Origin of the sequence: Pseudacidovorax sp. 1753, from assembly GCF_040544975.1 — a bacterium.
Taxonomy (GTDB): Bacteria; Pseudomonadota; Gammaproteobacteria; order Burkholderiales; family Burkholderiaceae_C; genus Xenophilus.
The window spans coordinates 214280-240454 of the sequence record NZ_JBEPKY010000009.1 but is presented as its reverse complement, the minus strand read 5'-3'; the positions used below and the strand labels follow the sequence as shown (position 1 = coordinate 240454).

Annotated in this window: 25 protein-coding genes; all 25 read left to right on the top strand. The window is 68.3% G+C overall.

From position 1 onward, the window contains the following. The first annotated feature begins 12 nt into the window (after positions 1–12). Positions 13–690, top strand: coding sequence for a type IV pilus inner membrane component PilO (locus ABIC63_RS13570; RefSeq protein WP_114802285.1), 678 nt, complete (start codon positions 13–15; stop codon positions 688–690). Then, complete coding sequence (locus ABIC63_RS13565; protein WP_017757750.1) at positions 690–1235, top strand: pilus assembly protein PilP; 546 nt, start codon at positions 690–692, stop codon at positions 1233–1235. Before ABIC63_RS13570 ends, ABIC63_RS13565 begins: the two co-directional genes overlap by 1 nt. Beyond that, positions 1232–3409 carry a type IV pilus secretin PilQ gene (locus tag ABIC63_RS13560; RefSeq protein WP_294370572.1) on the top strand — a complete coding sequence of 726 codons (2178 nt, stop codon included), beginning with the start codon at positions 1232–1234 and terminating at the stop codon, positions 3407–3409. The genes ABIC63_RS13565 and ABIC63_RS13560 overlap by 4 nt, the downstream gene beginning before the upstream one ends. Positions 3410–3519: 110 nt before the next feature. Continuing rightward, a complete protein-coding gene (locus tag ABIC63_RS13555) occupies positions 3520–4047 on the top strand; it encodes a shikimate kinase (RefSeq protein WP_294370568.1) in 528 nt (175 codons plus the stop codon). A gap of 30 nt (positions 4048–4077) precedes the next feature. After that, positions 4078–5190: a 3-dehydroquinate synthase gene (gene aroB, locus ABIC63_RS13550; protein WP_354320105.1), complete on the top strand. Its 1113-nt coding sequence runs from the start codon at positions 4078–4080 to the stop codon at positions 5188–5190. Between the two features lie 25 nt (positions 5191–5215). Next, positions 5216–6349: a deoxyguanosinetriphosphate triphosphohydrolase gene (locus tag ABIC63_RS13545; RefSeq protein ID WP_354320104.1), complete on the top strand. Its 1134-nt coding sequence runs from the start codon at positions 5216–5218 to the stop codon at positions 6347–6349. Further along, the gene (locus ABIC63_RS13540) at positions 6346–7572 is read left to right on the top strand and encodes an MFS transporter (protein WP_294370564.1); all 1227 of its coding nucleotides are present in this window, start codon (positions 6346–6348) and stop codon (positions 7570–7572) included. Before ABIC63_RS13545 ends, ABIC63_RS13540 begins: the two co-directional genes overlap by 4 nt. A 67-nt stretch (positions 7573–7639) precedes the next feature. After that, positions 7640–8206 (top strand): DUF1415 domain-containing protein, encoded by a 567-nt coding sequence (locus ABIC63_RS13535; protein WP_294370562.1) that lies wholly within the window; start codon positions 7640–7642, stop codon positions 8204–8206. Beyond that, entirely contained in the window at positions 8203–9123 is a 921-nt protein-coding gene (locus ABIC63_RS13530) for a class I SAM-dependent methyltransferase (protein ID WP_354320103.1), read from the top strand. The genes ABIC63_RS13535 and ABIC63_RS13530 overlap by 4 nt, the downstream gene beginning before the upstream one ends. 2 nt (positions 9124–9125) lie before the next feature. After that, the gene (locus ABIC63_RS13525; protein ID WP_354320102.1) at positions 9126–9830 is read left to right on the top strand and encodes a transposase; all 705 of its coding nucleotides are present in this window, start codon (positions 9126–9128) and stop codon (positions 9828–9830) included. Positions 9831–10010: 180 nt separating this feature from the next. Next, on the top strand, positions 10011–14747 hold the full coding sequence (locus ABIC63_RS13520; RefSeq protein ID WP_354320101.1) for a glutamate synthase-related protein: 4737 nt from the start codon (positions 10011–10013) through the stop codon (positions 14745–14747). A 35-nt stretch (positions 14748–14782) separates the two neighbouring features. Further along, on the top strand, positions 14783–16261 hold the full coding sequence (locus ABIC63_RS13515; RefSeq protein ID WP_294370557.1) for a glutamate synthase subunit beta: 1479 nt from the start codon (positions 14783–14785) through the stop codon (positions 16259–16261). Positions 16262–16404: 143 nt separating this feature from the next. After that, positions 16405–17229, top strand: coding sequence for an ABC transporter ATP-binding protein (locus ABIC63_RS13510; protein WP_354320100.1), 825 nt, complete (start codon positions 16405–16407; stop codon positions 17227–17229). After that, positions 17226–18008, top strand: coding sequence for a lipid asymmetry maintenance ABC transporter permease subunit MlaE (gene mlaE, locus ABIC63_RS13505; protein WP_294370555.1), 783 nt, complete (start codon positions 17226–17228; stop codon positions 18006–18008). Before ABIC63_RS13510 ends, mlaE begins: the two co-directional genes overlap by 4 nt. A gap of 9 nt (positions 18009–18017) precedes the next feature. Beyond that, complete coding sequence (mlaD, locus tag ABIC63_RS13500; RefSeq protein ID WP_234194529.1) at positions 18018–18524, top strand: outer membrane lipid asymmetry maintenance protein MlaD; 507 nt, start codon at positions 18018–18020, stop codon at positions 18522–18524. After that, a complete protein-coding gene (locus ABIC63_RS13495; protein WP_354320099.1) occupies positions 18521–19309 on the top strand; it encodes an MlaA family lipoprotein in 789 nt (262 codons plus the stop codon). The genes mlaD and ABIC63_RS13495 overlap by 4 nt, the downstream gene beginning before the upstream one ends. A gap of 121 nt (positions 19310–19430) precedes the next feature. After that, positions 19431–20084, top strand: a complete 654-nt coding sequence (locus ABIC63_RS13490) for an MlaC/ttg2D family ABC transporter substrate-binding protein (RefSeq protein ID WP_294370548.1) — start codon at positions 19431–19433, stop codon at positions 20082–20084. A 13-nt stretch (positions 20085–20097) separates the two neighbouring features. Then, on the top strand, positions 20098–20388 hold the full coding sequence (locus ABIC63_RS13485; RefSeq protein WP_017759877.1) for an STAS domain-containing protein: 291 nt from the start codon (positions 20098–20100) through the stop codon (positions 20386–20388). A gap of 51 nt (positions 20389–20439) precedes the next feature. Further along, a complete protein-coding gene (locus ABIC63_RS13480; protein ID WP_294370546.1) occupies positions 20440–21387 on the top strand; it encodes an ABC transporter ATP-binding protein in 948 nt (315 codons plus the stop codon). 5 nt (positions 21388–21392) lie between these two features. Beyond that, positions 21393–22163: an ABC transporter permease gene (locus tag ABIC63_RS13475; RefSeq protein ID WP_294370765.1), complete on the top strand. Its 771-nt coding sequence runs from the start codon at positions 21393–21395 to the stop codon at positions 22161–22163. 74 nt (positions 22164–22237) lie between these two features. After that, on the top strand, positions 22238–22480 hold the full coding sequence (locus tag ABIC63_RS13470; protein WP_234194533.1) for a BolA family protein: 243 nt from the start codon (positions 22238–22240) through the stop codon (positions 22478–22480). 43 nt (positions 22481–22523) lie between these two features. Beyond that, a complete protein-coding gene (murA, locus tag ABIC63_RS13465; RefSeq protein WP_354320098.1) occupies positions 22524–23804 on the top strand; it encodes a UDP-N-acetylglucosamine 1-carboxyvinyltransferase in 1281 nt (426 codons plus the stop codon). Further along, entirely contained in the window at positions 23801–24442 is a 642-nt protein-coding gene (hisG, locus tag ABIC63_RS13460; RefSeq protein ID WP_017759882.1) for an ATP phosphoribosyltransferase, read from the top strand. The genes murA and hisG overlap by 4 nt, the downstream gene beginning before the upstream one ends. Positions 24443–24470: 28 nt before the next feature. Further along, entirely contained in the window at positions 24471–25796 is a 1326-nt protein-coding gene (gene hisD / locus ABIC63_RS13455; RefSeq protein ID WP_294370538.1) for a histidinol dehydrogenase, read from the top strand. Then, positions 25793–26149: a hypothetical protein gene (locus ABIC63_RS13450; protein ID WP_354320097.1), complete on the top strand. Its 357-nt coding sequence runs from the start codon at positions 25793–25795 to the stop codon at positions 26147–26149. Before hisD ends, ABIC63_RS13450 begins: the two co-directional genes overlap by 4 nt. Positions 26150–26175 lie beyond the last annotated feature (26 nt).

The window sequence follows — 26175 nt, the reverse complement described above, 5'->3', positions numbered from 1 at the left end:
GGGCGAGCGGAGATGGCGTCGCGCATTTCATTGCCACGCGCGGATGTGGGTGCGGCACTGCGCGCGGCCGCGCGGCAGTTCCGCGGCCTCGATCCCAACGATCCGTCCCGCTGGCCGGCCGTGCCGCGCTACGCCCTGTGCGCCGTCGTCGCGGCGGCGGTGGTGGTGGTGCTGTGGTTCGTCTGGCTGGGTGGCGTGGACGAGGAGTACCAGGCCGACCTCGGTCGCGAGCAGTCGCTGCGCGAGGACTACCGGACCAAAGTGGCGCGGGCCGTCAACCTCGAGCAGCTGAAGAAGCAGCGCGAGCAGGTGCAGCAGTACGTGCTCGTGCTCGAAAAGCAATTACCCAGCAAGGCCGAGATGGATGCCTTGCTGTCCGACATCAACCAGGCCGGCCTGGGCCGCAGCCTGCAGTTCGAGCTCTTCCGCCCGGGCCAGGTCGAGGTGCGTGACTACTACGCCGAGCTGCCGATCGCCGTGCGCGTCACGGGGCGCTACCACGACATGGGTGCCTTCGCTGCCGACATTGCCAACCTGTCGCGCATCGTGACGCTCAACAACCTGTCCATCGTGCCCCAGAAGGACGGCGGCGGGCTGACCATGGACGCCACCGCCCGCACCTACCGCTACCTGGATGCCGACGAGCAGGCCGCGCAGCGCAAGGCGTCCGCCGCCCAGGCCAAGAAATGATGAAGAAGACCGGCCTCCTGCTGCTGGCCTGTTCGGCAGCCGTCCTGCTCACCGGCTGCCTGGGATCCGATCAGGACGACCTGGTGGAGTGGATGCGCCAGGAACGCGCCAACGCCAAGCCGCGCATCGAGCAGATTTCCGAGCCGAAGAAGTTCGTGCCCCAGGCCTACACCGAGACCGGCGCCGTCGAGCCCTTCGACAACCAGCGGCTGCTGCAGGCCCTGCGACGGGACAGCACGAGCCCTGCCGTGCGCTCGGACCTGATCGCGCCCGAACTCAACCGGCCCAAGGAGCCCCTGGAGGCCTATCCGCTGGATTCGATGGCCATGGTGGGCAGCCTCAAGCGCGGGGGTCAGCAGGTGGCGCTGGTGATGGTGGACAAGCTGCTCTACCAGGTGCGGGTGGGCAACCACCTTGGACAGAACTACGGGCGCGTGATGCGCATCGACGAGACGGAGCTGGCCTTGCGCGAGATCGTGCAGGACGCCGCGGGTGAATGGATCGAGCGCACGGCGACGCTGCAGCTGCAAGAGAGGTCGAAATGAAGTCATTGGTCAGCACTCCCGCACTGGGTTGGCTGCGGCGCGCGGGCATGGCGATGCTCTGCCTGGGAAGCATGGCGCTGGCGCAGGCGCAGAACGCGATCCAGGCCGTGACGGGCTCGGTGCAGTCGGGCTCGGAGGTCGTGCGCATCGACTTCGCCCGGCCGCTCGCCGCGCCACCCACCGGCTTCACCGTCCAGAACCCGGCGCGCATCGCGCTGGACTTTCCGGCCACCACCAATGCCCTGGGCCGGTCCTCGGTCGACGTGAACCAGGGCAACCTGCGGTCGGTGAACGTGGTGCAGGCGGCCGATCGCACGCGGCTGGTGCTCAACCTGAAGCAGGCCACGGCCTATCGCACGGACATCCAGGGGAGTTCGCTGCTCGTGGTGCTCAGCCCCGCGCCCGGCCAGGCGCTGGCCGCGCCGGCCCAGCAGTCCTTTTCCGAGAACTTCAACCGCGACAGCCAGCCGCTGCGCGACATCGACTTCCGCCTGGGCCCGGACAACACGGGCCGCGTGATCGTCGAACTCGCCAACAACCAGGTCGGTGTGGACGTGCGCCAGCAAGGCCGCGCGCTGGTGGCCGAATTCACCAAGTCGACCCTGCCCGAGGGCCTGCGCCGACGGCTGGACGTGACGGACTTCAACACGCCGGTGCAGTTCGTCAACGCCCAGCAGGTGGGCGATCGCGTGCGCCTGACCATCGACGCGCGCGGCGACTACGAGCACAGCGCCTACCAGAGCGACAACCAGTTCGTGGTCGAGGTGCGCGCCCGCAAGGTCGACCCGACCAAGCTGACCCAGGGCGTGGGTTATACCGGCGAGAAGCTGTCGCTGAACTTCCAGAACATCGAGATCCGCTCGCTGCTGCAGGTCATTGCGGACTTCACCAACTTCAACATCGTCACCTCCGACTCGGTGACCGGCTCGCTGACCCTGCGCCTGAAGGATGTGCCCTGGGACCAGGCGCTGGACATCATCATGCAGGCCAAGAACCTGGGCATGCGCAAGAACGGCTCGGTGCTGTGGATCGCGCCCAAGGACGAGATCAACGCCAAGGAGAAGATGGAATACGAGGCCAAGGCGGCCATCGAGAACCTGGAGCCGCTGCGCACCCAGTCCTTCCAGCTCAACTACACCAAGGCGATCGTCATCGCCCAGGGCCTGACCGGCACCGGCACGGCCGCCGGCGGCGGTGGGGGGGGCACGGGGACTGCCACACGCATCCTGAGCGCCCGTGGCAGCGTGATCGCCGAATCGCGCACCAATCAGCTGTTCGTCTCGGATGTGCCGTCCAAGCTGGCCCAGGTGGCCGAGCTGATCCAGAAGCTGGACGTGCCGGTGCGCCAGGTGATGATCGAGGCGCGCATCGTCGAGGCCACCGACACCTTCGGCAAGTCGCTGGGCGCGCGCCTGGGTGGCAGCTTCATCAACAGCCGTAGCTCCTTCGGCACCTATCCGACCGTGACCGGCGGTGGCACCACCTCCACCAGCACCACCACGGGCGGCACCACCACGACCACGTCGACGACGACCAGCCCCACCGTGAGCTTCGGCACCGCCACGCTCAACAACTTCATCAACCTGCCCGCCGGCGACGCTGGCGGCACGGGCAATGCAGCCGGGGCTTTCACGCTGGCGCTGTTCAACTCCAGCTTCTCGCGCATGCTGAACCTGGAGATCTCGGCGCTCGAGGCCGACGGCAAGGGCCGCGTGATCTCCAGCCCGCGCGTCATCACCGCCGACCAGACCAAGGCGCTGATCGAGCAGGGCGAAGAGATTCCCTACCAGCAGGCCACCTCCAGCGGCGCGACCTCGATCTCCTTCCGCAAGGCGGTGCTGAAGCTCGAAGTGACGCCGCAGATCACGCCCGAGGGCAACATCATCCTGACGCTGGACGTGAACAAGGACTCCCGCGGCGTGAACACCTCGGCCGGCCCCGCCATCAACACCAAGCATGTGCAGACCGAAGTGCTGGTCGAGAACGGCGGCACGGTGGTGATCGGCGGCATCTTCGAGCTGACCGAGACCAACGACGAGTCGCGCATCCCGGTGCTGGGCGAGGTGCCGGTGGTCGGCGCCCTGTTCCGCAAGCGTGATCGCGTGTCGAACAAGACCGAAATGCTGGTGTTCATCACGCCGAAGATGATCACCGACCGCAACGCCGCGCGTTGATGTCGGCCGAGGCTTTGCCGGGCAGGAGCACCCGGCAGGGCCGCTGATACACTGCCGCGCGTTTTCGCATCCTGCGGGGGCCACCAGGCTCCTGCGCATCTTCGGCTTCCGTGTCCTCCTCCCAATCCATCGCCCTGGTCGGCATGCCCGGCGCCGGCAAGTCGGCGGTGGGCAAGGAACTCGGCCGCCGCCTGCAGCGTGCCTTTGCCGACAGCGACGTGGTCATCGAGCAGCGCATCGGCTGCTCGATCCGCGAGTACTTCGAACGCGAGGGCGAGGCCGCCTTCCGTCAGCTCGAAGAACAGGTGCTCGCCGAGCTGGGCGAGCAGGGCGCCGGCGTGGTGGCCACGGGGGGTGGCATCGTCATCCGGCCGGCCAATCGTGCCTGCCTGCAGCAGTCCTTCCGTGTCGTCTACCTGCACGCGGCGCCTGAGGATCTGTACCGCCGCCTGCGCCACGACACCAAGCGGCCGTTGCTGCAGGTGGCCGATCCGCTGGCCCGTCTGCGCGAGCTCTATGCGGCGCGCGACGGGCTCTACCGCGAGGTGGCCCATGTCGTCGTCGAGACGGGCCGTGCCTCGGTCGGTGCCGTGGTGACGGACGTCCAGCGGCAGCTGCAAGCAGCCTCCGAAGGCTGAAGGACAGAGGTCGCCCTCTAAACTCGGGGCATGGCCGCTACCCCATCCCTTGCGCCGGCCGTCGAGCAAGTCCGCATCGACCTTGGCGAGCGCAGCTACCCCATCCTGATCGGCACCGGCCTGCTGGCCGAGCCCGCCACCTACGCCGCGCTGCCGGCGGCATCGGCCGCCGTGATCGTGACCAACACCACCGTCGCGCCGCTCTATGCGCAGCAACTGCGCGACACGCTGGCCGGCCGCTTCGCCACGGTGCGCGTGGTCGAACTGCCCGATGGCGAATCGCAGAAGAACTGGGAGACGCTGCAGACCATCTTCGATGCACTGCTGGCCGCCCATTGCGATCGCCGCACCGTGCTGTTCGCGCTCGGCGGCGGCGTGGTGGGCGACATGACCGGCTTCGCCGCCGCCTGCTACATGCGCGGCGTGCCCTTCGTGCAGGTGCCGACCACGCTGCTGGCGCAGGTCGATTCATCGGTGGGCGGCAAGACGGCCATCAACCATCCGCTGGGCAAGAACATGATCGGCGCCTTCTACCAGCCGCAACTGGTGGTGTGCGACCTGGAAACGCTGCGCACATTGCCGCCGCGCGAGGTGTCGGCAGGGCTGGCCGAGATCATCAAGTACGGGCCCATCTACGACATGGGCTTCTTCGACTGGATCGAGGCGAACATCGAGGCGCTGGTGGCGCGTGAACCCGCCGCCCTGGCCCATGCGGTGCGCCGCAGTTGCGAGATCAAGGCGGCCGTGGTGGGCCAGGACGAGCGCGAGTCGGGCCTGCGCGCCATCCTCAACTTCGGCCACACCTTCGGCCATGCCATCGAGTCGGGCCTGGGCTATGGCGAGTGGCTGCATGGCGAGGCGGTGGGCTGCGGCATGGTGATGGCGGCGCGTTTGTCGCAGAAGCTGGGCGGCGTCGATGCCGCCTTCGTCGAGCGGCTGACCGCGCTGGTGCGCCGCGCCGGCCTGCCGGTCGTGGCGCCCGCTCTGGGCGCGCAGCGCTACCTCGACCTGATGCGCGTGGACAAGAAGGCCGAGGCCGGCGAGATCCGCTTCGTGGTCATCGAACGGCCCGGCAGCGCCCTGATGCGCCCGGCGCCCGATGCCCTGGTGCGCGAGGTGCTGGCCGAATGCGTGGCAGCCTGAGCGTGCGCGCCGGCAAGGCAGGGCGATGAGCGCGCCGGCCTGGGCCAGCGACCCCACCCGCAGCCGCGGACGTCGCTTCGCCGAGCCGCCCGCGCCCACGCGCGACGACTTCCAGCGCGACCGCGACCGCATCGTCCATTCGACCGCCTTCCGCCGGCTGGTCTACAAGACGCAGGTCTTCCTCAACCACGAGGGCGACCTGTTCCGCACCCGGCTCACGCATTCGCTGGAGGTGGCGCAGCTCGGCCGCTCGGTGGCGCGCTCCCTGGGCCTGAACGAGGATCTGGTCGAGGCCATCGCCCTGGCGCACGACCTGGGCCACACGCCGTTCGGCCATGCCGGGCAGGATGCGCTCAACGGCTGCATGGCCGAGCACGGCGGTTTCGAGCACAACCTTCAGAGCCTGCGCGTGGTCGACGCGCTGGAGCACCGCTACCCCGGCTTCGACGGCCTGAATCTCTGTTTCGAGACGCGCGAGGGCATCCTCAAGCACTGCTCGCGCGCCAATGCCGAGCGGCTGGAGGCGCAGGAGCCCGGCGGCATCGCGCGGCGTTTCCTCGATGGCACGCAGCCCGGCCTCGAGGCGCAGCTCACCAACCTGGCCGACGAGATCGCCTACAACGCCCACGACATCGACGATGGCGTGCGCTCGGGGCTGTTGCGGCTGGAGGCGCTGCAGGAGGTGCCGCTGTTCGAGCGCCACCGCCGCCAGACGCTGGCCGAGCACCCGGCGCTGGACGATCGCCGCCTGCTCTATGAGGCCATCCGCCGAATGCTGAGCGAACAGGTCTACGACCTGATCGATACCACGCGCGCCGCGCTCGCGCAGGCCGATCCGCAGGACGCTGAGGCGGTGCGGCGGCTGCCGCCCCTGGTGCGCTTCAGCGAGGACATGCGCGGCCAGTCGGTGACACTCAAGCGCTTTCTCTTTGCCAACCTGTACCGCCATCCGCAGGTCACCCGCACGACAGGGCGGGCGCAGGACGTGGTGCGCGACCTGTTCGCGGCCTATGTGCAGGGCGACCTGAGCCTGCCCGAACGGCACGCGCGGCGCCCCGACCGCCACCGTGCCGTGGCCGACTACATCGCCGGCATGACCGATCGCTTCGCCGTGCGCGAACACGAGCGGCTGACGGGCCGGCCGTGGACGGACGAATGAGCACGGCCGCGCCCGTGTCCCGTCACGCCGCCTTCTTCGTGGTCTTCGGTGGTGTGAGCGCCGCCATCCATCTGGGCAAGCTGCCGCCTGCGTTGCCGGCGTTGCACGACGAACTGGGGCTGTCGCTGGTGCAGGCCGGCTTCCTGCTATCGGTGCTGCAGTTCGCGGGCATGGGGTTCGGCCTGCTGGCGGGCGTGCTGGCCGACGGTCTGGGCGCGCGGCGCTGCATGCTCATCGGACTCGGGCTGCTTACCGGCGCGTCGGCGGCGGCGGGTGCCTGGGGGCAGATGGGCATCGGCTTCGGGGCCATGCTCGCGCTGCGCGTGGTGGAAGGGGCGGGCTTTCTGCTGGCGGTGATGCCCGGGCCGGCGCTGGTGCGGCGGCTGGCGGTGCCCGGCACCGAGAAGGCGGCGCTGGGCTGGTGGGGCGCCTACATGCCCCTGGGGGTGTCGCTCGCGTTGCTGGCGGGGCCCGTGTTCCTTCACGTCGCGGGCTGGACGGGTTGGTGGCAAGGCGCCGCGCTGGTGTCCGCCATGGCCATGCTGGGGCTGATCCATGCCGTGCCGGCCGATGGGGGGCGCCCCGCACCCGCTGGCGCTGGCGCTGGCTGGTCGTCGCGCCTGGGCCTGACGCTGCGCGAGCCGGGCGCCTGGCTGGTGGCGGGCGCCTTCTGCGTCTATGCGGCGCAGTGGATGGCTGTGATCGGTTTCCTGCCGACCATCTACGCGTCGGCCGGCATGCCGGCGGCCTGGACGGCGCTGCTCACCGCGGTCGCGGCCGCCGTCAACATCGTCGGCAACGTGTGCGGCGGCCGCCTGCTGCAGCGCGGGCACGCGCCGCAACGCCTGCTGGTGCGCGGTTTTCTGGTGATGGCGCTGATGGCTGCCCTGGCCTTCGCCCAGATCGGCAGCGGCGATCAGGTCTGGGCGCTGCCCATGCCCGTTCGCTACCTCGCCGTCTGCGTGTTCTCGCTGGCGGGCGGTATGGTGCCCGCCACGCTCTTCCTGCTGGCGGGACGCGTGGTGCCGCAGGCGGCCTCCACCACGGTTGGGCTGATGCAGCAGGCCTCGTCGCTCGGCCAGTTCCTGGCGCCCCCCGTCGTGGGCTGGCTGGCCCAGCGCGTGGGAGGCTGGCACTGGACCTGGGTGTTCGCGCTCGGCTGTTCGCTGGCGGGCATGCAGATGGCCCTCTGGCTGGGACGGCGCGCGCAGGCTGGCGCTTGAGAAGGGCGCAGACAATCGGCGGATTGCAGGGCCCGCCGCGGCCCGTGCACACCAAAGGAAATTCTTCATGACCATCGATGCCGCGCAGGCCATCGCCGACACGCGCCGCTGGGTCGACCGGGCGGTCATCGGCCTGCAGCTGTGCCCCTTCGCCAAGGCCGTGCAGGCCAAGGGCCAGGTGCACTACGCCGTCCATGCCGGCGACGACCTGGACCAGCTGGCCGAGCGCCTGTTGGCCGAGGCACAGGCGCTGCGCGAGACACCGGCCGACACCCGCGACACCACCTTGCTGATCGTTCCCCACGCCTTGCACGACTTCTACGACTTCCACGATTTCACCGGCCGCTGCGAGCGCCTGATGCGCCGCGCCGGGCACGAGGGCGAGCTTCAGCTGGCCAGTTTCCATCCGCGCTTCCAGTTCGCCGGCGAGGACGAGGACGCGCTGGGCAATTTCAGCAACCGTTCGCCCCATCCCACGCTGCATCTGCTGCGCGAAGCCAGTATCGACCGCGCGGTCGAGGCCTTTCCGGACGCGGCGGACATCTTCGAGCGCAACATCGACACGCTCGACGCCCTGGGGGCGGCGGGCTGGGCGGCGCTGGACGTGGGTGCCGGGGCAGGGGGGCGGCCATGAAACGCCAGGCAGACAAGGGGCAGCGCGCGGGCGCAACGGGCGTGGCAGACGCGGCGCTGGCCGAGGAGCTGCGGCCTGGCCAGTCGGTCGAGCTGCTCAAGGAGCTGCACATCCTGACCCGCGAGGGCCGGCTCAACCAGGACTCGCGGCGCAAGCTCAAGCAGGTCTACCACCTCTACCAGTTCATCGAGAAACTGCTGCTGGAGCTGCCGGAGGAAGGCGCTGTGGCGACCGTGGCGGACCACGGCGCCGGCAAGTCCTACCTGGGCTTCATCCTGCACGACCTGTTCTTCAAGGCGCGCGGCGGCGGCCATATCTACGGCATCGAGACGCGGGCCGAGCTGGTCGAGCGCTCGCGGGCGCTGGCCGATCGGCTGGGCTTTGCGCGCATGCATTTCCTGGCGCTGTCGGTGGCTGAATCGGCGACGGCCACCGAGTTGCCGGCGCAGATCGACATGGTCACCGCGCTGCATGCCTGCGACACCGCCACCGACGACGCCATCGCCTTCGGCCTGGCCAAGCAGGCCCGCTTCATGGTGCTGGTGCCCTGCTGCCAGGCCGAAGTGGCGGCCAGCCTGCGGCACAGCAAGGCGCTGTCGCTGGCGCGCACGCCGCTGGCCGAGCTGTGGCGGCATCCGCTGCACACGCGCGAGATCGGCAGCCAGCTCACCAATGTGCTGCGCTGCCTGTACCTGGAAGCCTGTGGCTACCAGGTGACGGTCACCGAACTGGTCGGCTGGGAGCACAGCATGAAGAACGAGCTGATCCTGGCGCGCCGCACCGGCCATCGCAAAGCCAGCGCCGCCCAGCGGCTGCGTGCGCTGCTGGCCGAGTTCGGGCTCGACGAGCTGGCCGGGCGCCGCTTTCCGGCACTGCCGCCCGCGGCGTCGGCGACCGAGGCCGGGCACGAGGCCTGAACATGGCCAGGCAGCCCCGGCTGGCGCTGGCCGGCCATCCGCACCACCTGATCCAGCGCGGCAACAACGACCAGGCGGTGGTGGTCGACACCACCGACCGGCAGATGCTGCTGGACACGCTGGGCGAGCAGGCCCAGCGCGCGGGCGTGGCCCTGCATGCCTACGTGATCCTGGAAGATCATTTCCACGTCCTGGCCACGCCGCCGACGGCCGAGGCGCTGTCGCTGTGGATGCAGGCCGTGGGGCGGCGCTATGTGCGCCACTTCAACGACCGCCACGGACGGCGCGGCACGCTGTGGGAAGGCCGCTACCGTGGCACGGTGCTGCAGGCCGAGCGCTACTTCCTGCCTTGCATGGCCTACATCGACCTGCATCCAGTACGGGCGGGGCTGGTGGAGCAGGCGCGCGACTATGCGTGGTCCAGCCATGGCCACTACGTGGGGCTGCGCACCGATCGCTTCCTCACGCCGCATGCGCTGTACTGGGCGCTGGGCAATACGCCCTTCGCGCGTGAAGCCGCGTACGCCGAAATGGTGCATGTAGGGCCGACGCGAGCTGAACAGCTCATGCTGACCGAAACCACCCGCAAAGGATGGGCGGCGGGCGAGGCTGCCTTCGTCCAGCAGCTGCAGGCCGATACACCGCGCCGATTGGCGGTCGGGCGTGCAGGGCGTAAGCCGAAAGATCCCAGTCTTCCCGGGGGCTGATGCATCGCAAGCGGCCGTAAGACCGGTTGCTCCCCGTTGATCGTGATCTGTCCCCAATTTTGAAGCGGTAAGAAATGGCTGACGCCGAAATGGAGTCTGACCCCAATTAAAACGTTTGGCATTCTTCGTGCAAGTCCCTATGCTCCCCGCATTCCCCACGATATCTCCGAGGAGCGTGCCATGACCCTGGCAGCAGAAATCGAACACCTCCAGCAAAAAGGCCTGTACGTCACCGCCAATGAGCACGACGCCTGCGGCGTGGGCTTCGTGGCCCACATCAAGGGCGAGAAGCGCCACGACATCGTCACCCAGGCGCTGAAGATCCTCGAGAACATCGACCACCGCGGCGCCGTCGGTGCCGACAAGCTGATGGGCGACGGCGCGGGCATCCTGATCCAGATCCCCGACGCGCTCTACCGCGAAGAGATGGCGAAGCAGGGCGTCACCCTGCCGCCGGCGGGCGAATACGGCGTTGGCATGATCTTCCTGCCCAAGGAGCATGCCTCGCGACTGGCCTGCGAGCAGGAGATGGAGCGCGCCATCAAGGCCGAAGGCCAGGTGCTGCTGGGCTGGCGCGACGTGCCGGTCAACCGCGAGATGCCCATGTCGCCCACCGTGCGCGACAAGGAGCCCGTGATGCGCCAGGTCTTCATCGGCCGTGGCGCCGACGTGATCGTGCAGGACGCGCTGGAGCGCAAGCTCTACGTCATCCGCAAGACGGCCAGCGCCAACATCCAGGCGCTCAAGCTCAAGCACAGCAAGGAATACTACGTTCCGAGCATGAGCAGCCGCACCGTGGTCTACAAGGGCCTGCTGCTGGCCGACCAGGTGGGCACTTATTACCTGGACCTGCAGGACGCACGCTGCGTCTCGGCCATCGGCCTGGTGCACCAGCGCTTCTCCACCAACACCTTCCCCGAGTGGCCGCTGGCCCACCCCTACCGCTACGTCGCCCACAACGGCGAGATCAACACGGTCAAGGGCAACTACAACTGGATGCGCGCCCGCGAAGGCGTGATGAGTTCGCCCGTGCTGGGCGCCGACCTGGCCAAGCTCTACCCGATCAGCTTCGCCGGCCAGTCCGACACCGCCACCTTCGACAACTGCCTCGAACTGCTGACGATGGCCGGCTACCCGATCAGCCAGGCCGTGATGATGATGATCCCGGAGCCCTGGGAGCAGCACGCCACCATGGATCCGCGCCGCCGCGCCTTCTATGAGTACCACGCCGCCATGCTGGAGCCGTGGGACGGCCCGGCCGCCGTGGTTTTCACCGACGGCAAGCAGATCGGCGCCACGCTGGACCGCAACGGCCTGCGCCCCGCCCGCTACTGCGTGACCGACGACGACATGGTCATCATGGGCTCCGAGGCCGGCGTGCTGCCCATCCCCGAGGCCAAGATCATCCGCAAGTGGCGCCTGCAGCCCGGCAAGATGTTCCTGATCGACCTTGACCAGGGCCGCATGATCGACGACGAGGAGGTCAAGGCCACCCTCGCGCACAGCAAGCCCTACAAGCAGTGGATCGAGAACCTGCGCATCAAGCTCGACGACGTCGAGGGCGCGGGCGAGGCCCCGGCCAGCGCCGTCTCGCTGCTGGACCGCCAGCAGGCCTTCGGCTACACGCAGGAAGACATCAAGTTCCTGATGAGCCCCATGGCCGTGGCCGGCGAGGAAGGCATCGGCTCCATGGGCAACGACAGCCCGCTGGCCGTGCTCTCCAGCAAGAACAAGCCGCTGTACAACTACTTCAAGCAGCTGTTCGCCCAGGTGACCAACCCGCCGATCGACCCGATCCGCGAGGCCATCGTCATGTCGCTGGTCAGCTTCGTGGGCCCCAAGCCCAACCTGCTGGACATCAACCAGGTCAACCCGCCCATGCGCCTCGAAGTGAGCCAGCCCGTGCTCGACTTCAACGACATGGCCAAGCTGCGCGACATCGGCACCTTCACGCAAGGCAAGTTCAAGAGCTACACGCTGGACATCACCTACCCGCTCGCCTGGGGCGAAGAGGGTGTGGAAGCCAAGCTGGCCTCGCTGTGCGCCGAGGCGGTGGACGCCATCAAGGGCGGCCACAACATCCTGATCGTGAGCGACCGCGCAGTGGCCGCCGAGCAGTTGCCGATCCCGGCGGTGCTGGCCCTGTCGGCCATCCATCAGCACCTGATCCGCGAAGGCGTGCGCACCAGCGCCGGCCTGGTGGTGGAGACCGGCTCGGCCCGCGAAGTGCACCACTTCGCCGTGCTGGCCGGCTACGGCGCCGAGGCCGTGCACCCGTACCTGGCCATGGAGACCCTGGCTGCAATGCACCAGGACCTGCCGGGCGACCTGTCGGCCGAGAAGGCCATCTACAACTACGTCAAGGCGATCGGCAAGGGCCTGTCCAAGATCATGTCCAAGATGGGCGTGAGCACGTACATGAGCTATTGCGGCGCCCAGCTGTTCGAGGCCATCGGCCTCAACACTGAGACGGTCGCGAAGTACTTCACCGGCACCGCCAGCCGGGTGGAAGGCATCGGCGTGTTCGAGATCGCGCAGGAAGCCATCCGCATGCACAAGGCCGCCTTCGGCGACGACCCGGTGCTGGAGTCGATGCTGGACGCCGGCGGCGAGTACGCCTGGCGCACCCGCGGCGAAGACCACATGTGGACGCCCGACGCCATCGCCAAGCTGCAGCACTCCACCCGCGCGAACAACTTCAACACCTACAAGGAATACGCGCAGATCATCAACGACCAGAGCCGTCGCCACCTGACGCTGCGCGGCCTGTTCGAGTTCAAGTTCGACACCGCCAAGGCCATCGCGGTCGACGAGGTCGAGCCCGCGGCCGAGATCGTCAAGCGCTTTGCGACCGGCGCCATGTCGCTGGGCTCGATCAGCACCGAGGCCCATTCGACGCTGGCCATTGCCATGAACCGCATCGGCGGCAAGAGCAACACCGGCGAGGGCGGCGAGGACCCGGCGCGCTACCGCAACGAGCTCAAGGGCATCCCGATCAAGCAGGGCGCCACGCTCAAGAGCGAGATCGGCGCGCAGAACGTCGAGGTCGACCTGCCCCTGAAGGAAGGCGATTCGCTGCGCTCGCGCATCAAGCAGGTGGCCTCGGGCCGTTTCGGCGTGACGGCGGAGTACCTGTCCTCGTCCGACCAGATCCAGATCAAGATGGCCCAGGGCGCCAAGCCCGGCGAGGGCGGCCAGTTGCCCGGCGGCAAGGTCACCGAGTACATCGGCAAGCAGCGCTATTCGGTGCCTGGCGTGGGCCTGATCAGCCCGCCGCCGCACCACGACATCTACTCGATCGAGGACCTGGCCCAGCTGATCCACGACCTGAAGAACGTGGCGCCGCATGCCTCCATCAGCGTCAAGCTGGTGTCGGAAGTGGGCGTGGGCACCATCGCGGCCGGCGTGGCCAAGTGCAAGAGCGACCACGTCGTGATTGCCGGCCATGACGGTGGCACGGGCGCCTCGCCCTGGTCGTCCATCAAGCATGCGGGCAGCCCCTGGGAGATCGGCCTGGCCGAGACCCAGCAGACGCTGGTGCTCAACCGCCTGCGCGGCCGCATTCGCGTGCAGGCCGACGGCCAGATGAAGACCGGTCGCGACGTCGTGATCGGCGCGCTGCTGGGCGCCGACGAATTCGGCTTCGCCACCGCGCCGCTGGTGGTCGAGGGCTGCATCATGATGCGCAAGTGCCACCTGAACACCTGTCCGGTGGGTGTGGCCACGCAGGACCCGGTGCTGCGCCAGAAGTTCGCCGGCAAGCCCGAGCATGTCGTCAACTACTTCTTCTTCGTCGCCGAGGAAGTGCGCCAGATCATGGCCCAGCTGGGCGTGCGCAAGTTCGACGAGCTGATCGGCCGCGCCGACCTGCTCGACATGCGCAAGGGCATCGCTCACTGGAAGGCGCGCGGCCTGGACTTCAGCCGCCTGTTCGCCCAACCGCAGGTGCCGGCCGATGTGCCGCGCCTGCATGTGGACAGCCAGGACCACGGCCTCCAGAAGAGCCTGGACAACAAGCTGATCGAGAAGTCGCGCCCGGCCATCGACCGCGGCGAGAAGGTGCAGTTCATCGAGACGGTGCGCAACGTCAACCGCTCGGTGGGCGCCATGCTCTCCGGCGCGCTGACCAAGGTGCATCCGGAAGGCCTGCCCGACGACTCCATCCGCATCCAGCTGGAAGGCACGGGCGGCCAGTCCTTCGGCGCCTTCCTGGCCCGCGGCATCACGCTCTATCTGATCGGCGAGGCCAACGACTACACCGGCAAGGGCCTCTCGGGTGGCCGCGTGGTGGTGCGTCCAAGCCTGGACTTCCGCGGCGAGGCGGCGCGCAACATCATCGTGGGCAACACCGCGCTGTACGGCGCCACCACGGGCGAGGCCTTCCTGGCCGGCGTGGCGGGCGAGCGCTTCGCGGTGCGCCTGTCGGGCGCCACCGCGGTGGTCGAGGGCACGGGTGACCACGGCTGCGAATACATGACCGGCGGCACGGTGGTGGTGCTGGGCAAGACGGGCCGCAATTTCGCGGCCGGCATGAGCGGCGGCGTGGCCTTCGTCTACGACGAGGACGGCCAATTCGCCTCGCGCTGCAACATGGCCATGGTCACGCTTGAGAAGGTGCTGACCACCGGCGAGCAGACCGCCGGCGTCGACCGCAAGTTCTGGCACAACGCCCAGACCGACGAGGCCCAGCTGCGCAAGCTGCTCGAAGAGCACCACCGCTGGACCGGCAGCAAGCGCGCCCGCGACCTGCTGGACGACTGGGCCCTGTCGCGCACGAAGTTCGTGAAGGTCTTCCCGAACGAATACAAGCGCGCCCTGGGCGAGCTGCATGACCGCAAGATGATGCTGGCCAGCACCGGCAACGACGCCAAGGCCGGCCTGGAGCCGCATGCCGTCTCCGCCGCCGCAGCCGGCTGAGCCGACGCGCCACGAACCAGAACGAGGAACACACGATGGGAAAAGTCACCGGCTTCATGGAATTCGAGCGGCTCGAAGAGGGCTACCGCCCGGTCGATGAGCGTCTGAAGCACTACAAGGAATTCGTGGTCGCGCTGGACGACCAGCAGGCCAAGATCCAGGGTGCGCGCTGCATGGACTGCGGCACGCCCTTCTGCAACAACGGCTGCCCGGTCAACAACATCATTCCGGACTTCAACGACCTGGTGTATCGCCAGGACTGGAAGAACGCCTTCGCGGTGCTGGACTCGACCAACAACTTCCCCGAGTTCACCGGCCGTATCTGTCCCGCGCCCTGCGAGGCGGCCTGCGTGCTGAACGTGAACGACGACGCGGTCGGCATCAAGTCCCTGGAGCACGCGATCATCGACCGCGCCTGGGCCGAGGGCTGGGTCAAGCCCCGCCCGGCCAAGCACAAGACCGGCAAGAAGGTCGCCGTCGTCGGCGCCGGCCCCGCCGGCCTGGCCGCAGCCCAGCAGCTGGCCCGGGCCGGCCATGACGTCACACTGTTCGAGAAGAACGACCGTGTCGGCGGCCTGCTGCGCTACGGCATCCCCGACTTCAAGATGGAGAAGTCGCACATCGACCGCCGCGTCGAGCAGATGAAGGCCGAAGGCGTGGTCTTCCGCACCGGCGTGGTCGTCGGCGCCGCCAAGGACGCGCTGGGCAAGGGCTCCAAGGTCACCAACCTGGCCAAGGAAACCGTCACGCCCGAGCAGCTCCAGGCCGAGTTCGACGCCGTGCTGCTGACCGGCGGCGCCGAGCAGTCGCGCGACCTGCCCGCGCCCGGCCGCGACCTGGACGGCATCCATTTCGCGATGGAGTTCCTGCCGCAGCAGAACCGCGTGAACGCCGGCGACAAGGTCAAGGGCCAACTGCGGGCCGACGGCAAGCACGTCATCGTGATCGGCGGTGGCGACACCGGCTCCGACTGCGTGGGCACCAGCAACCGCCACGGCGCAGCCAGCGTGACCCAGTTCGAGCTCATGCCCATGCCGCCCGAATCGGAGAACAAGCCGCTGGTCTGGCCCTACTGGCCTTACAAGCTGCGCACCTCCTCCAGCCACGAGGAAGGCTGCGAGCGCGAGTTCGCCATCTCGACCAAGGAATTCATCGGCGAGAAGGGCAAGGTCACCGGCCTCAAGACCGTGCATGTGGAGTTCAAGGACGGCAAGTTCGTCGAGGTGCCCAACACCGAGAAGACCTACAAGGCCGATCTGGTCCTGTTGGCCATGGGTTTCGTGAGCCCGGTCTCGCCGGTGCTCGAAGCCTTCGGCGTCGAGAAGGATGCGCGCGGCAACGCCAAGGCCACGGTCGACTTCACGGGTGGCTACGCCACCAACGTGCCCAAGGTGTTCGCGGCCGGCGACATGCGCCGCGGCCAGTCGCTGGTGGTGTGGGCCATCCGCGAAGGCCGGCAGGCGGCGCGGGCCGTGGACGAATTCCTGATGGGTTTCAGCGACCTGCCCCGTTGAACCAAAGGGCAGCCGTAAGGTCGAAAACCGGCCTACGTGCTTTCCCTTATCATCGGCCGCCGCCAAGCCGGGATGCCGCACAGGCGCCCCGGCTTTGTGTTTTCTTGAGACTGCCCGTTTCTCCCACCGTCCCTCTCCCGGCTTTGTCCTCCGTCGATTCCGCCCCTTTCGTCGAGTTTCGTGACGTGCGCTTTGGCTACGGCGAGCGCGCCATCCTCGATGGCGTGTCGTTCTCCGTGCCCCGCGGGCGCGTGACGGCGCTGATGGGTGCGTCGGGCGGCGGCAAGACGACGGTGCTGCGGCTGATCGGCGGGCAGGTGCGTGCCAACGCCGGCGAGGTGCGCTTCGACGGCCAGGACGTGGGTCGCATGGCACCCCCTGCGCTCTATGCTGCCCGGCGCCGCATGGGCATGCTGTTCCAGTTCGGCGCGCTGTTCACCGACATGACGGTGTTCGACAACGTGGCCTTTCCCCTGCGCGAGCACACCCAACTGCCCGAGCCGCTGGTGCGCGACATCGTGCTCATGAAGCTGGACGCGGTGGGCCTTCGCGGCGCGCGCGGGCTGATGCCCAGCGAGGTCTCCGGCGGCATGGCGCGCCGTGTTGCACTCGCCCGGGCCATTGCGCTCGACCCCGAGCTGGTCATGTACGACGAGCCCTTTGCCGGGCTCGATCCGATTTCGCTGGGCACGTCCGCCCGCCTGATCCGCCGGCTGAACGACGCGCTCGGGCTGACGAGCGTGATCGTCTCCCACGACCTCGACGAGACCTTCCGCATCGCCGACCACGTGGTGATCCTCGCCAACGGCAAGGTCGCGGCACAGGGCGCGCCGGACGAGGTGCGGGCCAGCACCGATCCGCTGGTGCACCAGTTCGTCAATGCCGAAGCGGAGGGGCCGGTGCGCTTCCACTATCCCGGGCCCACGGTCGACGAGGATTTCGGCCACATGCAGGGAGGCCGGCCATGAGGTGGTGGCATCCGTCCGACGTGGGCTTTGCCGTGCGGCGCAAGCTGGCGGACCTGGGCCATGGGGCCCGCCTGTTCGTGCGCCTGGTGGCCGACCTGGGGTCTTGCCTTCGTCGTTTCGGCCTCGTGCGCGACCAGATCCACTTCCTGGGCAACTACTCGCTGGCGATCATCGCGGTCTCGGGTCTGTTTGTCGGTTTCGTGCTGGGGCTGCAGGGCTACTACACGCTGCAGCGCTACGGCGCCTCGGAGGCGCTGGGCCTGTTGGTCACGCTCTCGCTGGTGCGCGAGCTGGGGCCGGTGGTCGCGGCGCTGCTCTTCGCGGGCCGGGCCGGTACCTCGCTTACCGCCGAAGTCGGCCTGATGAAGGCCGGCGAGCAACTCAGTGCCATGGAGATGATGGCGGTCGATCCGGTCCGCCGGGTGCTGGCGCCGCGCTTCTGGGCGGGCGTCATCACCCTGCCGCTGCTGTCCGCCGTGTTCAGCGCCGTGGGCGTGCTCGGGGGATGGGTGGTGGGCGTGCTGATGCTGGGCGTGGATTCCGGCGCTTTCTGGGGGCAGATGCAAAGCGGGGTGGATGTCCTGCAGGATGTCGGCAACGGCATCGTCAAGAGCGTGGTGTTCGGCTTCACCGTCAGCTTCGTCGCGCTGCTCCAGGGTTTCGAGGCCCAGCCGACGCCCGAGGGCGTCTCCCGCGCCACCACGCGCACGGTGGTGGTGGCTTCGCTGGCGGTGTTGGGGCTGGACTTCCTCCTTACCGCCATGATGTTCAGCCTCTGAGGTAAACCAATGCAACGTTCCCGCAGCGATCTCTGGGTTGGCCTGTTCGTGCTCATCGGCGCGGCGGCGCTGCTCTTCCTGGCCCTGCAATCGGCCAACCTGCTCAGCCTGAATTTCCAGAAGACCTACAAGGTCACGGCCCGTTTCGACAACATCGGCGGGCTCAAGCCGCAGACGGCGGTCAAGAGCGCCGGCGTGGTGGTGGGGCGCGTGGAATCCATCGGCTTCGACGACAAGACCTTCCAGGCCAGCGTGACGCTGGCGCTGCAGGACCGCTATCGCTTCCCCAAGGACAGCTCGCTGAAGATCCTCACCAGCGGTCTCCTGGGCGAGCAGTACATCGGCATCGAGGCCGGCGCCGACGACAAGAACCTGCAGGCCGGCGACACGATCTCATCGACCCAGTCCGCGGTCGTGCTCGAAAACCTGATCAGCCAGTTTCTCTACAGCAAGGCGGCCGACGGAAGCTCCTCCGGCGATGCCAACAACAAGACCGGAGAGGGTGCGAAGAAATGACGACGAGAAGAACCCCCGTTGCGGGCCCGTGGCGCGGCGTACGTGCCGTGGCCCTGGGCATGGCGCTCGCAGGCTGCGGCCTGGCATGGGCCCAGGCGCAGCAGCCGGCTGCTGCGCCGGCCACTGAGGACTCGACCGCGGCGCCTGCCGACCTGCGCAATCCCGCGGACCCCTTCGAGCCCTTCAACCGCCGCATGTTCCGCTTCAACAAGGCCTTGGACGACGCGGTGCTCAAGCCGGTGGCCACCACCTACCGTGACGTGCTGCCGTCGATGGTGCGAAGCGGTGTCACGAACTTCTTCAACAACCTGGGCGACATCTGGAATTTCGCCAACAACGTCCTGCAATTGAAGGCGCAGAACAGTGCCGAGACCTTCATGCGCCTGAACGTGAACACGGTGTTCGGGTTGGGCGGCATCCTGGACGTGGCCTCCGACCTCGGCATCGAGCGGCATAGCGCGGACTTCGGCCAGACGCTGGGCTACTGGGGCGTGCCTTCCGGCCCGTACCTGATGTTGCCGCTCCTGGGCCCTTCGACCGTGCGCGACACCGCCGCGCTGCCCATCGACTGGCAGGGCGACCCGGTGCCCTCCATCGACGACAAGACGGTGCGCTGGAGTCTGACTGGCCTGTGGCTGGTGGACCGTCGCGCGCGGTTGCTGCGGACCACCAGTCTCCTGGAAGACGCGGCACTCGACCCGTACAGCTTCTCCCGCGACGCCTATCTCCAGCGGCGCCGTGCAGAAGTGAACGACGGACGCACGCGTCAGGACGACGACCAGTGACCAAGCAGGGCCCTTGCAGTTGGTTGCAAGTGCCGCCGCCTCGACGGAAACCCGCGCCGCAACGAGCCGCTCGAAAGGGCAGGCAGCGTCGCCGCACACAACGATAGAAGGGATACCCACCATGAACTTCGCCATCCAACGACGCACCATCGGCCGCTGGGCCGGAATGGGCGCGATCCTCGTGGCGCTGGGCAGCGCCTCGCTGTCGGCAATGGCCGCCGATGAAGCCCCTGATGCGCTGGTCAAGCGGCTGTCCAGCGAAGTGCTGGACACCATCAAGGCCGACAAGTCGATCAAGGCCGGGGACATTCCGAAGATCATGGCGCTCGTTGACGCCAAGATCATGCCCAACGTGAATTTCCAGCGCATGACCTCCTCGGCCGTGGGCCCCGCCTGGCGTCAGGCTACGCCGGAGCAGCGCACCCAGTTGCAGCAGGAATTCAAGACGCTGCTGGTGCGCACCTACGCCGGCGCCCTGGACCAGGTCAGTGACCAGACCGTCACCATCAAGCCCTTCCGTGGCTCGCCGGACGACAAGGAAGTGCTGGTGCGCACCGAGGTCCGCGGCGGCTCTGGCGACCCGGTGCAGATCGATTACCGGCTCGAGAAGACCCCCGGCGAAGGCTACGGCTGGAAGGTCTTCAACTTCAACGTGATGGGCGTGTGGCTGGTGGATACCTACCGCACCCAGTTCGCCCAGGAGATCAACGCCAAGGGCATCGACGGCCTGATTGCCACGCTGGCGGCCCGCAACAAGGCCAACGCCCGCAGCTGACCGGGGTGACCGCATGGCGCTCGATGCCCTGACACTGATGCTGCCGCCTCGTCTGACGCACGACGAGGCACCGGCCTGCATGCGCATGCTCCAGCAAGGGCTGACGGCGCAGCCCGGGTCTTCGGCCGTGGTCGACGCGAGCGCGCTGAACCAGTTCGATTCCTCGGCCATCGCCGTGCTGCTTGAATGCCGCCGGGAGGCCGCGGCGCTGGGCCGGGGCTTTGCCGTCAAGGGGCTACCCGCGCGCCTGCGCGAATTGGCCATGCTCTACGGTGTGGCCGGCCTGCTGCCTTCCGCGCCCTGATCTCCCGCCAGGGGCGGGGCCAAGGGGAACAACCTAGAATCCCCACCCCCTATGGCCGCCGTCTCCTTCCAGTCCGTCTCCAAGACCTATCCTCCGTCCCGCGCACAGCGGGCCCATGGCAATCCCGGTCTGCGGGCGCTGGAGGATGTCAGCTTCGACATCGAGGAAGGCGAGTTCTTCGGCCTCCTGGGCCCGAACGGCGCGGGCAAGACCACCCTCATCAGCATCCTCGCCGGGCTGTCGCGGCCCACGTCAGGTCATGTGAGCGTGCATGGCTTCGACGTGCAGAGCCACTTCGCCGATGCGCGCCGACAGTTGGGCATCGTGCCGCAGGAGCTGGTCTTCGACCCCTTCTTCAACGTCCGTGAGACGCTGCGGCTGCAGTCGGGCTATTTCGGCATCCCGAACAACGACGACTGGATCGACGAGCTGCTCACCAGCCTGGGTCTGGCCGACAAGGCCGATGCCAACATGCGCCAGCTCTCGGGCGGCATGAAGCGCCGCGTGCTGGTGGCGCAGGCACTGGTGCACAAGCCGCCGGTGATCGTGCTCGACGAGCCCACGGCCGGCGTGGACGTGGAACTGCGCCAGACGCTGTGGCAATTCGTCGCCCGCCTCAACCGCGAAGGCAGCACCGTGCTGCTGACCACCCACTACCTCGAGGAAGCCGAGGCGCTGTGCAACCGCATCGCCATGCTCAAGAAGGGCAGGGTGGTGGCGCTGGACCGCACCAGCGAACTGCTCAAGGCGGCGGCCAGCAACGTGCTGCGCTTCAAGACCGATGCCGAGCTGCCCTGGGAGCTGGCCCGCAACGCCCGGATCACCGGCCGCATCGTCCAACTGCCGGCGCAGAACGCGCTGGAGGTGGAACAACTGCTGTCCAACCTGCGACAGGCCGGCGTGTCGGTCGAGGACGTGGAAATGCGCAAGGCCGACCTGGAGGACGTCTTCATCGACCTGATGGCCGGCGAGCAGACACCGCTGGAGGTGGCGCGATGAGAGACATGCTGCTGTCGCGCGCCATGGGCTGGCGCGCCCTGCTGGCCAAGGAAGTGCTGCGCTTCTGGAAGGTGGCCGGCCAGACCGTCGGTGCGCCGGTGCTGACCTCGGTGCTCTACCTGATGGTCTTCGGCCATGTGCTGGAGGACCACGTCCAGGTCTACGGCCGCTTCAGCTACACCGCCTTCCTGATCCCCGGTCTGGTGATGATGAGCGTGCTGCAGAACGCCTTCGCCAATAGCTCCTCGTCCATCATCCAGAGCAAGATCATGGGCAACCTGGTGTTCGTGCTGCTGACGCCGTTGTCGCACTGGGGCTGGTTCTTCGCCTATGTGGGCTCGTCGGTGGTGCGCGGCCTGGTGGTCGGCGCGGGCGTGCTGCTGGTCACCATGTTCTTCGCCGTGCCGCCCTTCGCGCAGCCGCTGTGGATCGTGCTCTTCGCCCTGCTGGGCGCGGGCCTGCTCGGCACGCTGGGCCTGATCGCCGGCCTCTGGGCCGAGAAGTTCGACCAGATGGCGGTGTTCCAGAACTTCCTGATCATGCCCATGACCTTCCTGTCGGGCGTGTTCTATTCCATCGGCTCGCTGCCGCCCTTCTGGCAGGCGGTGAGCCACCTTAACCCCTTCTTCTACATGATCGACGGCTTCCGCTACGGCTTCTTCGGCATGTCGGACGTGTCGCCCTGGCTGAGCCTGGGCGTCGTGGCCGGTGCGCTGGCCGTGGTGAGTACCGTGGCGGTGCACCTGCTGCGTACCGGCTACAAGATCCGAGGCTGAAGAAGGCCTGCCATTTCGAGGCCGCGACTGCCTTTCGGCCGCTGCTGCATCCAACGACCGCCCCGCGCCCCACCATGACCGCCCAAGAACTCCAGGCCCTGATCGAGGCCGGCCTGCCCTGCCAGCACATCACGCTGGAAGGCGACGGCCGACACTGGTTCGCCACCATCGTCTCGGCCGAATTCGAGGGCAAGCGTCTCATCCAGCGCCATCAGCGGGTCTATGCCACCCTCGGTGAGAAAATGCATACCGACGAAGTGCATGCGCTGTCGATGAAGACCTACACGCCTGCCGAGTGGGCCAAGCAGAGCGCCTGAGCCCGTTGACCGAACGGCCCAGCCGCCGTTCCAAGGAATCCTGATGGACAAACTCCTCATTCGCGGCGGGCGCAGGCTCGGCGGCGAAGTCACCATTTCCGGCGCCAAGAATGCGGCGCTGCCCCAGTTGTGCGCCGCGTTGCTGACCACCGACCCGGTCGTCGTGCACAACGTGCCGCGCCTGCAGGATGTCTCCACCATGCTCAAGCTGGTCCGCCATATGGGCGTGACTGCGCAGCGCGATGAAAACGGCACGGTGAGCCTCGACGCCGCCGACCTGACGCAGCCCGAGGCGCCCTACGAGCTGGTCAAGACCATGCGGGCCTCCGTGCTGGCGCTGGGCCCGCTGGTGGCGCGCTTCGGCCATGCGAAGGTGTCGCTGCCCGGCGGCTGCGGCATCGGCTCGCGGCCGGTCGACCAGCACATCAAGGGCCTGCGGGCCATGGGCGCCGAGATCGATGTCGAGCACGGCTACATGATGGCCCGGCTGCAGCCTGGCCTCACGCGCCTGCGGGGCGCGCGCATCACCACCGACATGGTCACCGTGACCGGCACCGAGAACCTGCTGATGGCCGCCACGCTGGCCGAAGGCGAGACGGTGTTGGAGAACGCGGCCCAGGAGCCGGAGATTCCCGACCTGGCCGAGATGCTCATCAGGATGGGCGCCAGGATCGAAGGCCACGGCACCAGCCGCATCCGCATCCAGGGCGTGGAGCGCCTGCACGGCTGCGAACATGCGACGGTGGCGGACCGCATCGAGGCCGGCACTTTCCTGTGCGCCGTGGCGGCCACTGGCGGCGACGTGCTGCTGCACGGCGCCCGCGCCGATCACCTGGATGCCGTGGTCGAGAAGCTGCGCGATGCCGGTGCGCAGATCACCGAGGAGGCGGGCGGACTGCGCATCCGTTCTCAGGGTCGCCTCAAGGGCCAGAGTTTCCGCACGACCGAGTACCCCGGCTTTCCGACCGACATGCAGGCGCAGTTCATGGCGCTGAACGTCATCTCGGAAGGCGCGTCGACGGTGACCGAGACCATCTTCGAGAACCGGATGATGCACGTCAACGAGCTGCTGCGGCTCGGCGCGCGCATCCAGACCGATGGCCGCACGGCCGTCATTGAAGGCGTGCCCCGCCTGTCGGGCGCCTCGGTGATGGCCACCGACCTGCGCGCGTCCGCCTGCCTGGTCATCGCCGGCCTGGTGGCCGAGGGCGAGACGCTGGTCGACCGCATCTACCACCTGGACCGCGGCTACGACCGCATCGAACGCAAGCTCGGCAGCCTGGGCGCCGACATCGAACGCATTTCCACCGGAGCCGCCGCGTGATCACGCTCGCCTTGTCCAAGGGACGCATCTTCGAAGAGACCCTGCCGCTGCTGGCCGCCGCCGGCATCGAGGTGACCGAGGACCCCGAGAAGTCGCGCAAGCTGATCCTGCCCACGACCCGCCCCGATGTTCGCGTGGTGCTGGTGCGCGCATCGGACGTGCCGACCTACGTGCAGTACGGCGGCGCCGACCTGGGCGTGACGGGCCTGGACGTGCTGCTGGAGCATGGCAGCGAAGGCCTGTACCAGCCGCTGGACCTGCGCATCGCCCGGTGCCGCCTGAGCGTGGCCGTGCGCGCCGACTACGACTATGCCCACGCGGTGCGCCAGGGCGCGCGCTTGGCCGTGGCCACCAAGTACGTGGGCCTGGCCCGCGAGTTCTTCGCCCGCAAGGGCGTGCACGTGGACCTGATCAAGCTCTACGGCAGCATGGAACTGGCGCCGCTCACCGGCCTGGCCGATGCCATCGTCGACCTGGTCTCCACCGGCAACACCCTGCGCGCCAACCACTTGGTGGAGGTCGAGCGCATCATGGACATCAGTGCCCGCCTGGTCGTCAACCAGGCCGCGCTCAAGCTCAAGCGCGAGCCCATCCGCCGCATCATCGACGCTTTCGCGTCGGCCCTTCCGCAGAACTGACCGATTCTTCTCCCACCCCGCCGCTGCCATGACCCTGCAAGCCACTCCATTGCGTCTCGCCACCTCCGCGCCCGATTTCGAGGCCGCGTTCAAGGCGCGTCTGCATTGGGCGGCGGACACCGATGCAGCCATCGAGCAGCGCGTGGCGGACATCCTGGCCGACGTGCAGCAGCGCGGCGACGCGGCAGTGCTGGACTACACCCGCCGCTTCGATGGCCTCGAAGCGGATTCGCTGGCGGCGCTGGCTCTGGATCCGGCCGAGCTGAAGGCCGCCTTCGACGCGCTGCCGGATGCCCAGCGCAACGCCCTCGAAGCCGCCGCCCGCCGTGTGCGCAGCTACCACGAGGCCCAGAAGAAGGCCAGCGGCGAAAGCTGGAGCTACCGCGACGAGGACGGCACGCTGCTGGGCCAGAAGGTCACGCCGCTCGACCGCGTGGGCATCTATGTGCCGGGCGGCAAGGCGGCCTATCCGTCGAGCGTGCTGATGAACGCGATTCCGGCCCAGGTCGCCGGCGTCGGCGAAATCGTGATGGTGGTGCCCACCCCGCGCGGCGAGAAAAACCCGCTGGTGCTCGCTGCCGCCCATGTGGCTGGCGTCACACGCGCCTTCACCATCGGCGGCGCACAGGCCGTGGCCGCGCTGGCCTACGGCACGGCGACGGTGCCGGCCGTGGACAAGATCACCGGCCCGGGCAATGCCTACGTGGCGGCCGCCAAGCGCCGCGTGTTCGGCACCGTGGGCATCGACATGATCGCGGGCCCCAGCGAAATCCTGGTGCTGGCCGACGGCAGCACGCCGCCCGACTGGGTGGCCATGGACCTGTTCAGCCAGGCCGAGCACGACGAGCTTGCCCAGAGCATCCTGCTGTGCCCCGACGCGGCCTACATCGACGCCGTGCAGCGCGAGATCGACCGCCTGCTGCCCACCATGCCGCGGCGCGAGATCATCGCGGCCAGCCTCAACGGCCGCGGCGCGCTGATCCACACGCGCGACATGGAAGAGGCCTGCGCCATCAGCAATCGCATCGCGCCCGAGCACCTGGAGGTTTCCAGCCTCGAGCCGCAGCGCTGGGAGCCGCTGCTGAAGCACGCCGGTGCGATCTTCCTGGGTGCCTTCACCAGCGAAAGCCTGGGCGACTACTGCGCGGGGCCCAACCATGTGCTGCCCACCTCGGGCACGGCGCGCTTCTCCTCGCCGCTGGGCGTGTACGACTTCCAGAAGCGCAGCAGCCTGATCGAGGTGAGCGAGGCCGGCGCGCGCGCGCTCGGTCCCATTGCCGCCGAGCTGGCCTATGGCGAGGGCCTGCAGGCGCATGCCCGCGCGGCCGAACTGCGGCTGGAAGGGCGGCCGTGAACGCCGCGCGCCAGGCGCTGCTGGCGCTGGCGCTGCTGGGCGTCGCCGCAGCGGCCCCCGCCATGAGCCTGCGCGAGTTCCGCACGCTGGAGGCCGCCGGCAAGGAAGGTCCCAACTACGCCAGCTATTACCTGGTCGGCGTGGTCGAGGGCCTTCGCGAATCGGCCGAGGCGACGCAGCGCAGTGGCCAGAAGCCGCCCTTCTGCGTGGCGGGCCGCCGGCTGGAGCCCTCGATGGCGCGATCCCTGTTCCAGGGCGAGCTGGCGCGCAATGCCCAACTCTACGAGGCCGACATGCCGGTGCAGCTGGTGCTGTCGGCGGCCCTGCAGAGCGCCTACCGCTGCAGCCCGTGAGCGGCCGATCGTCCGCGTCCGAACGT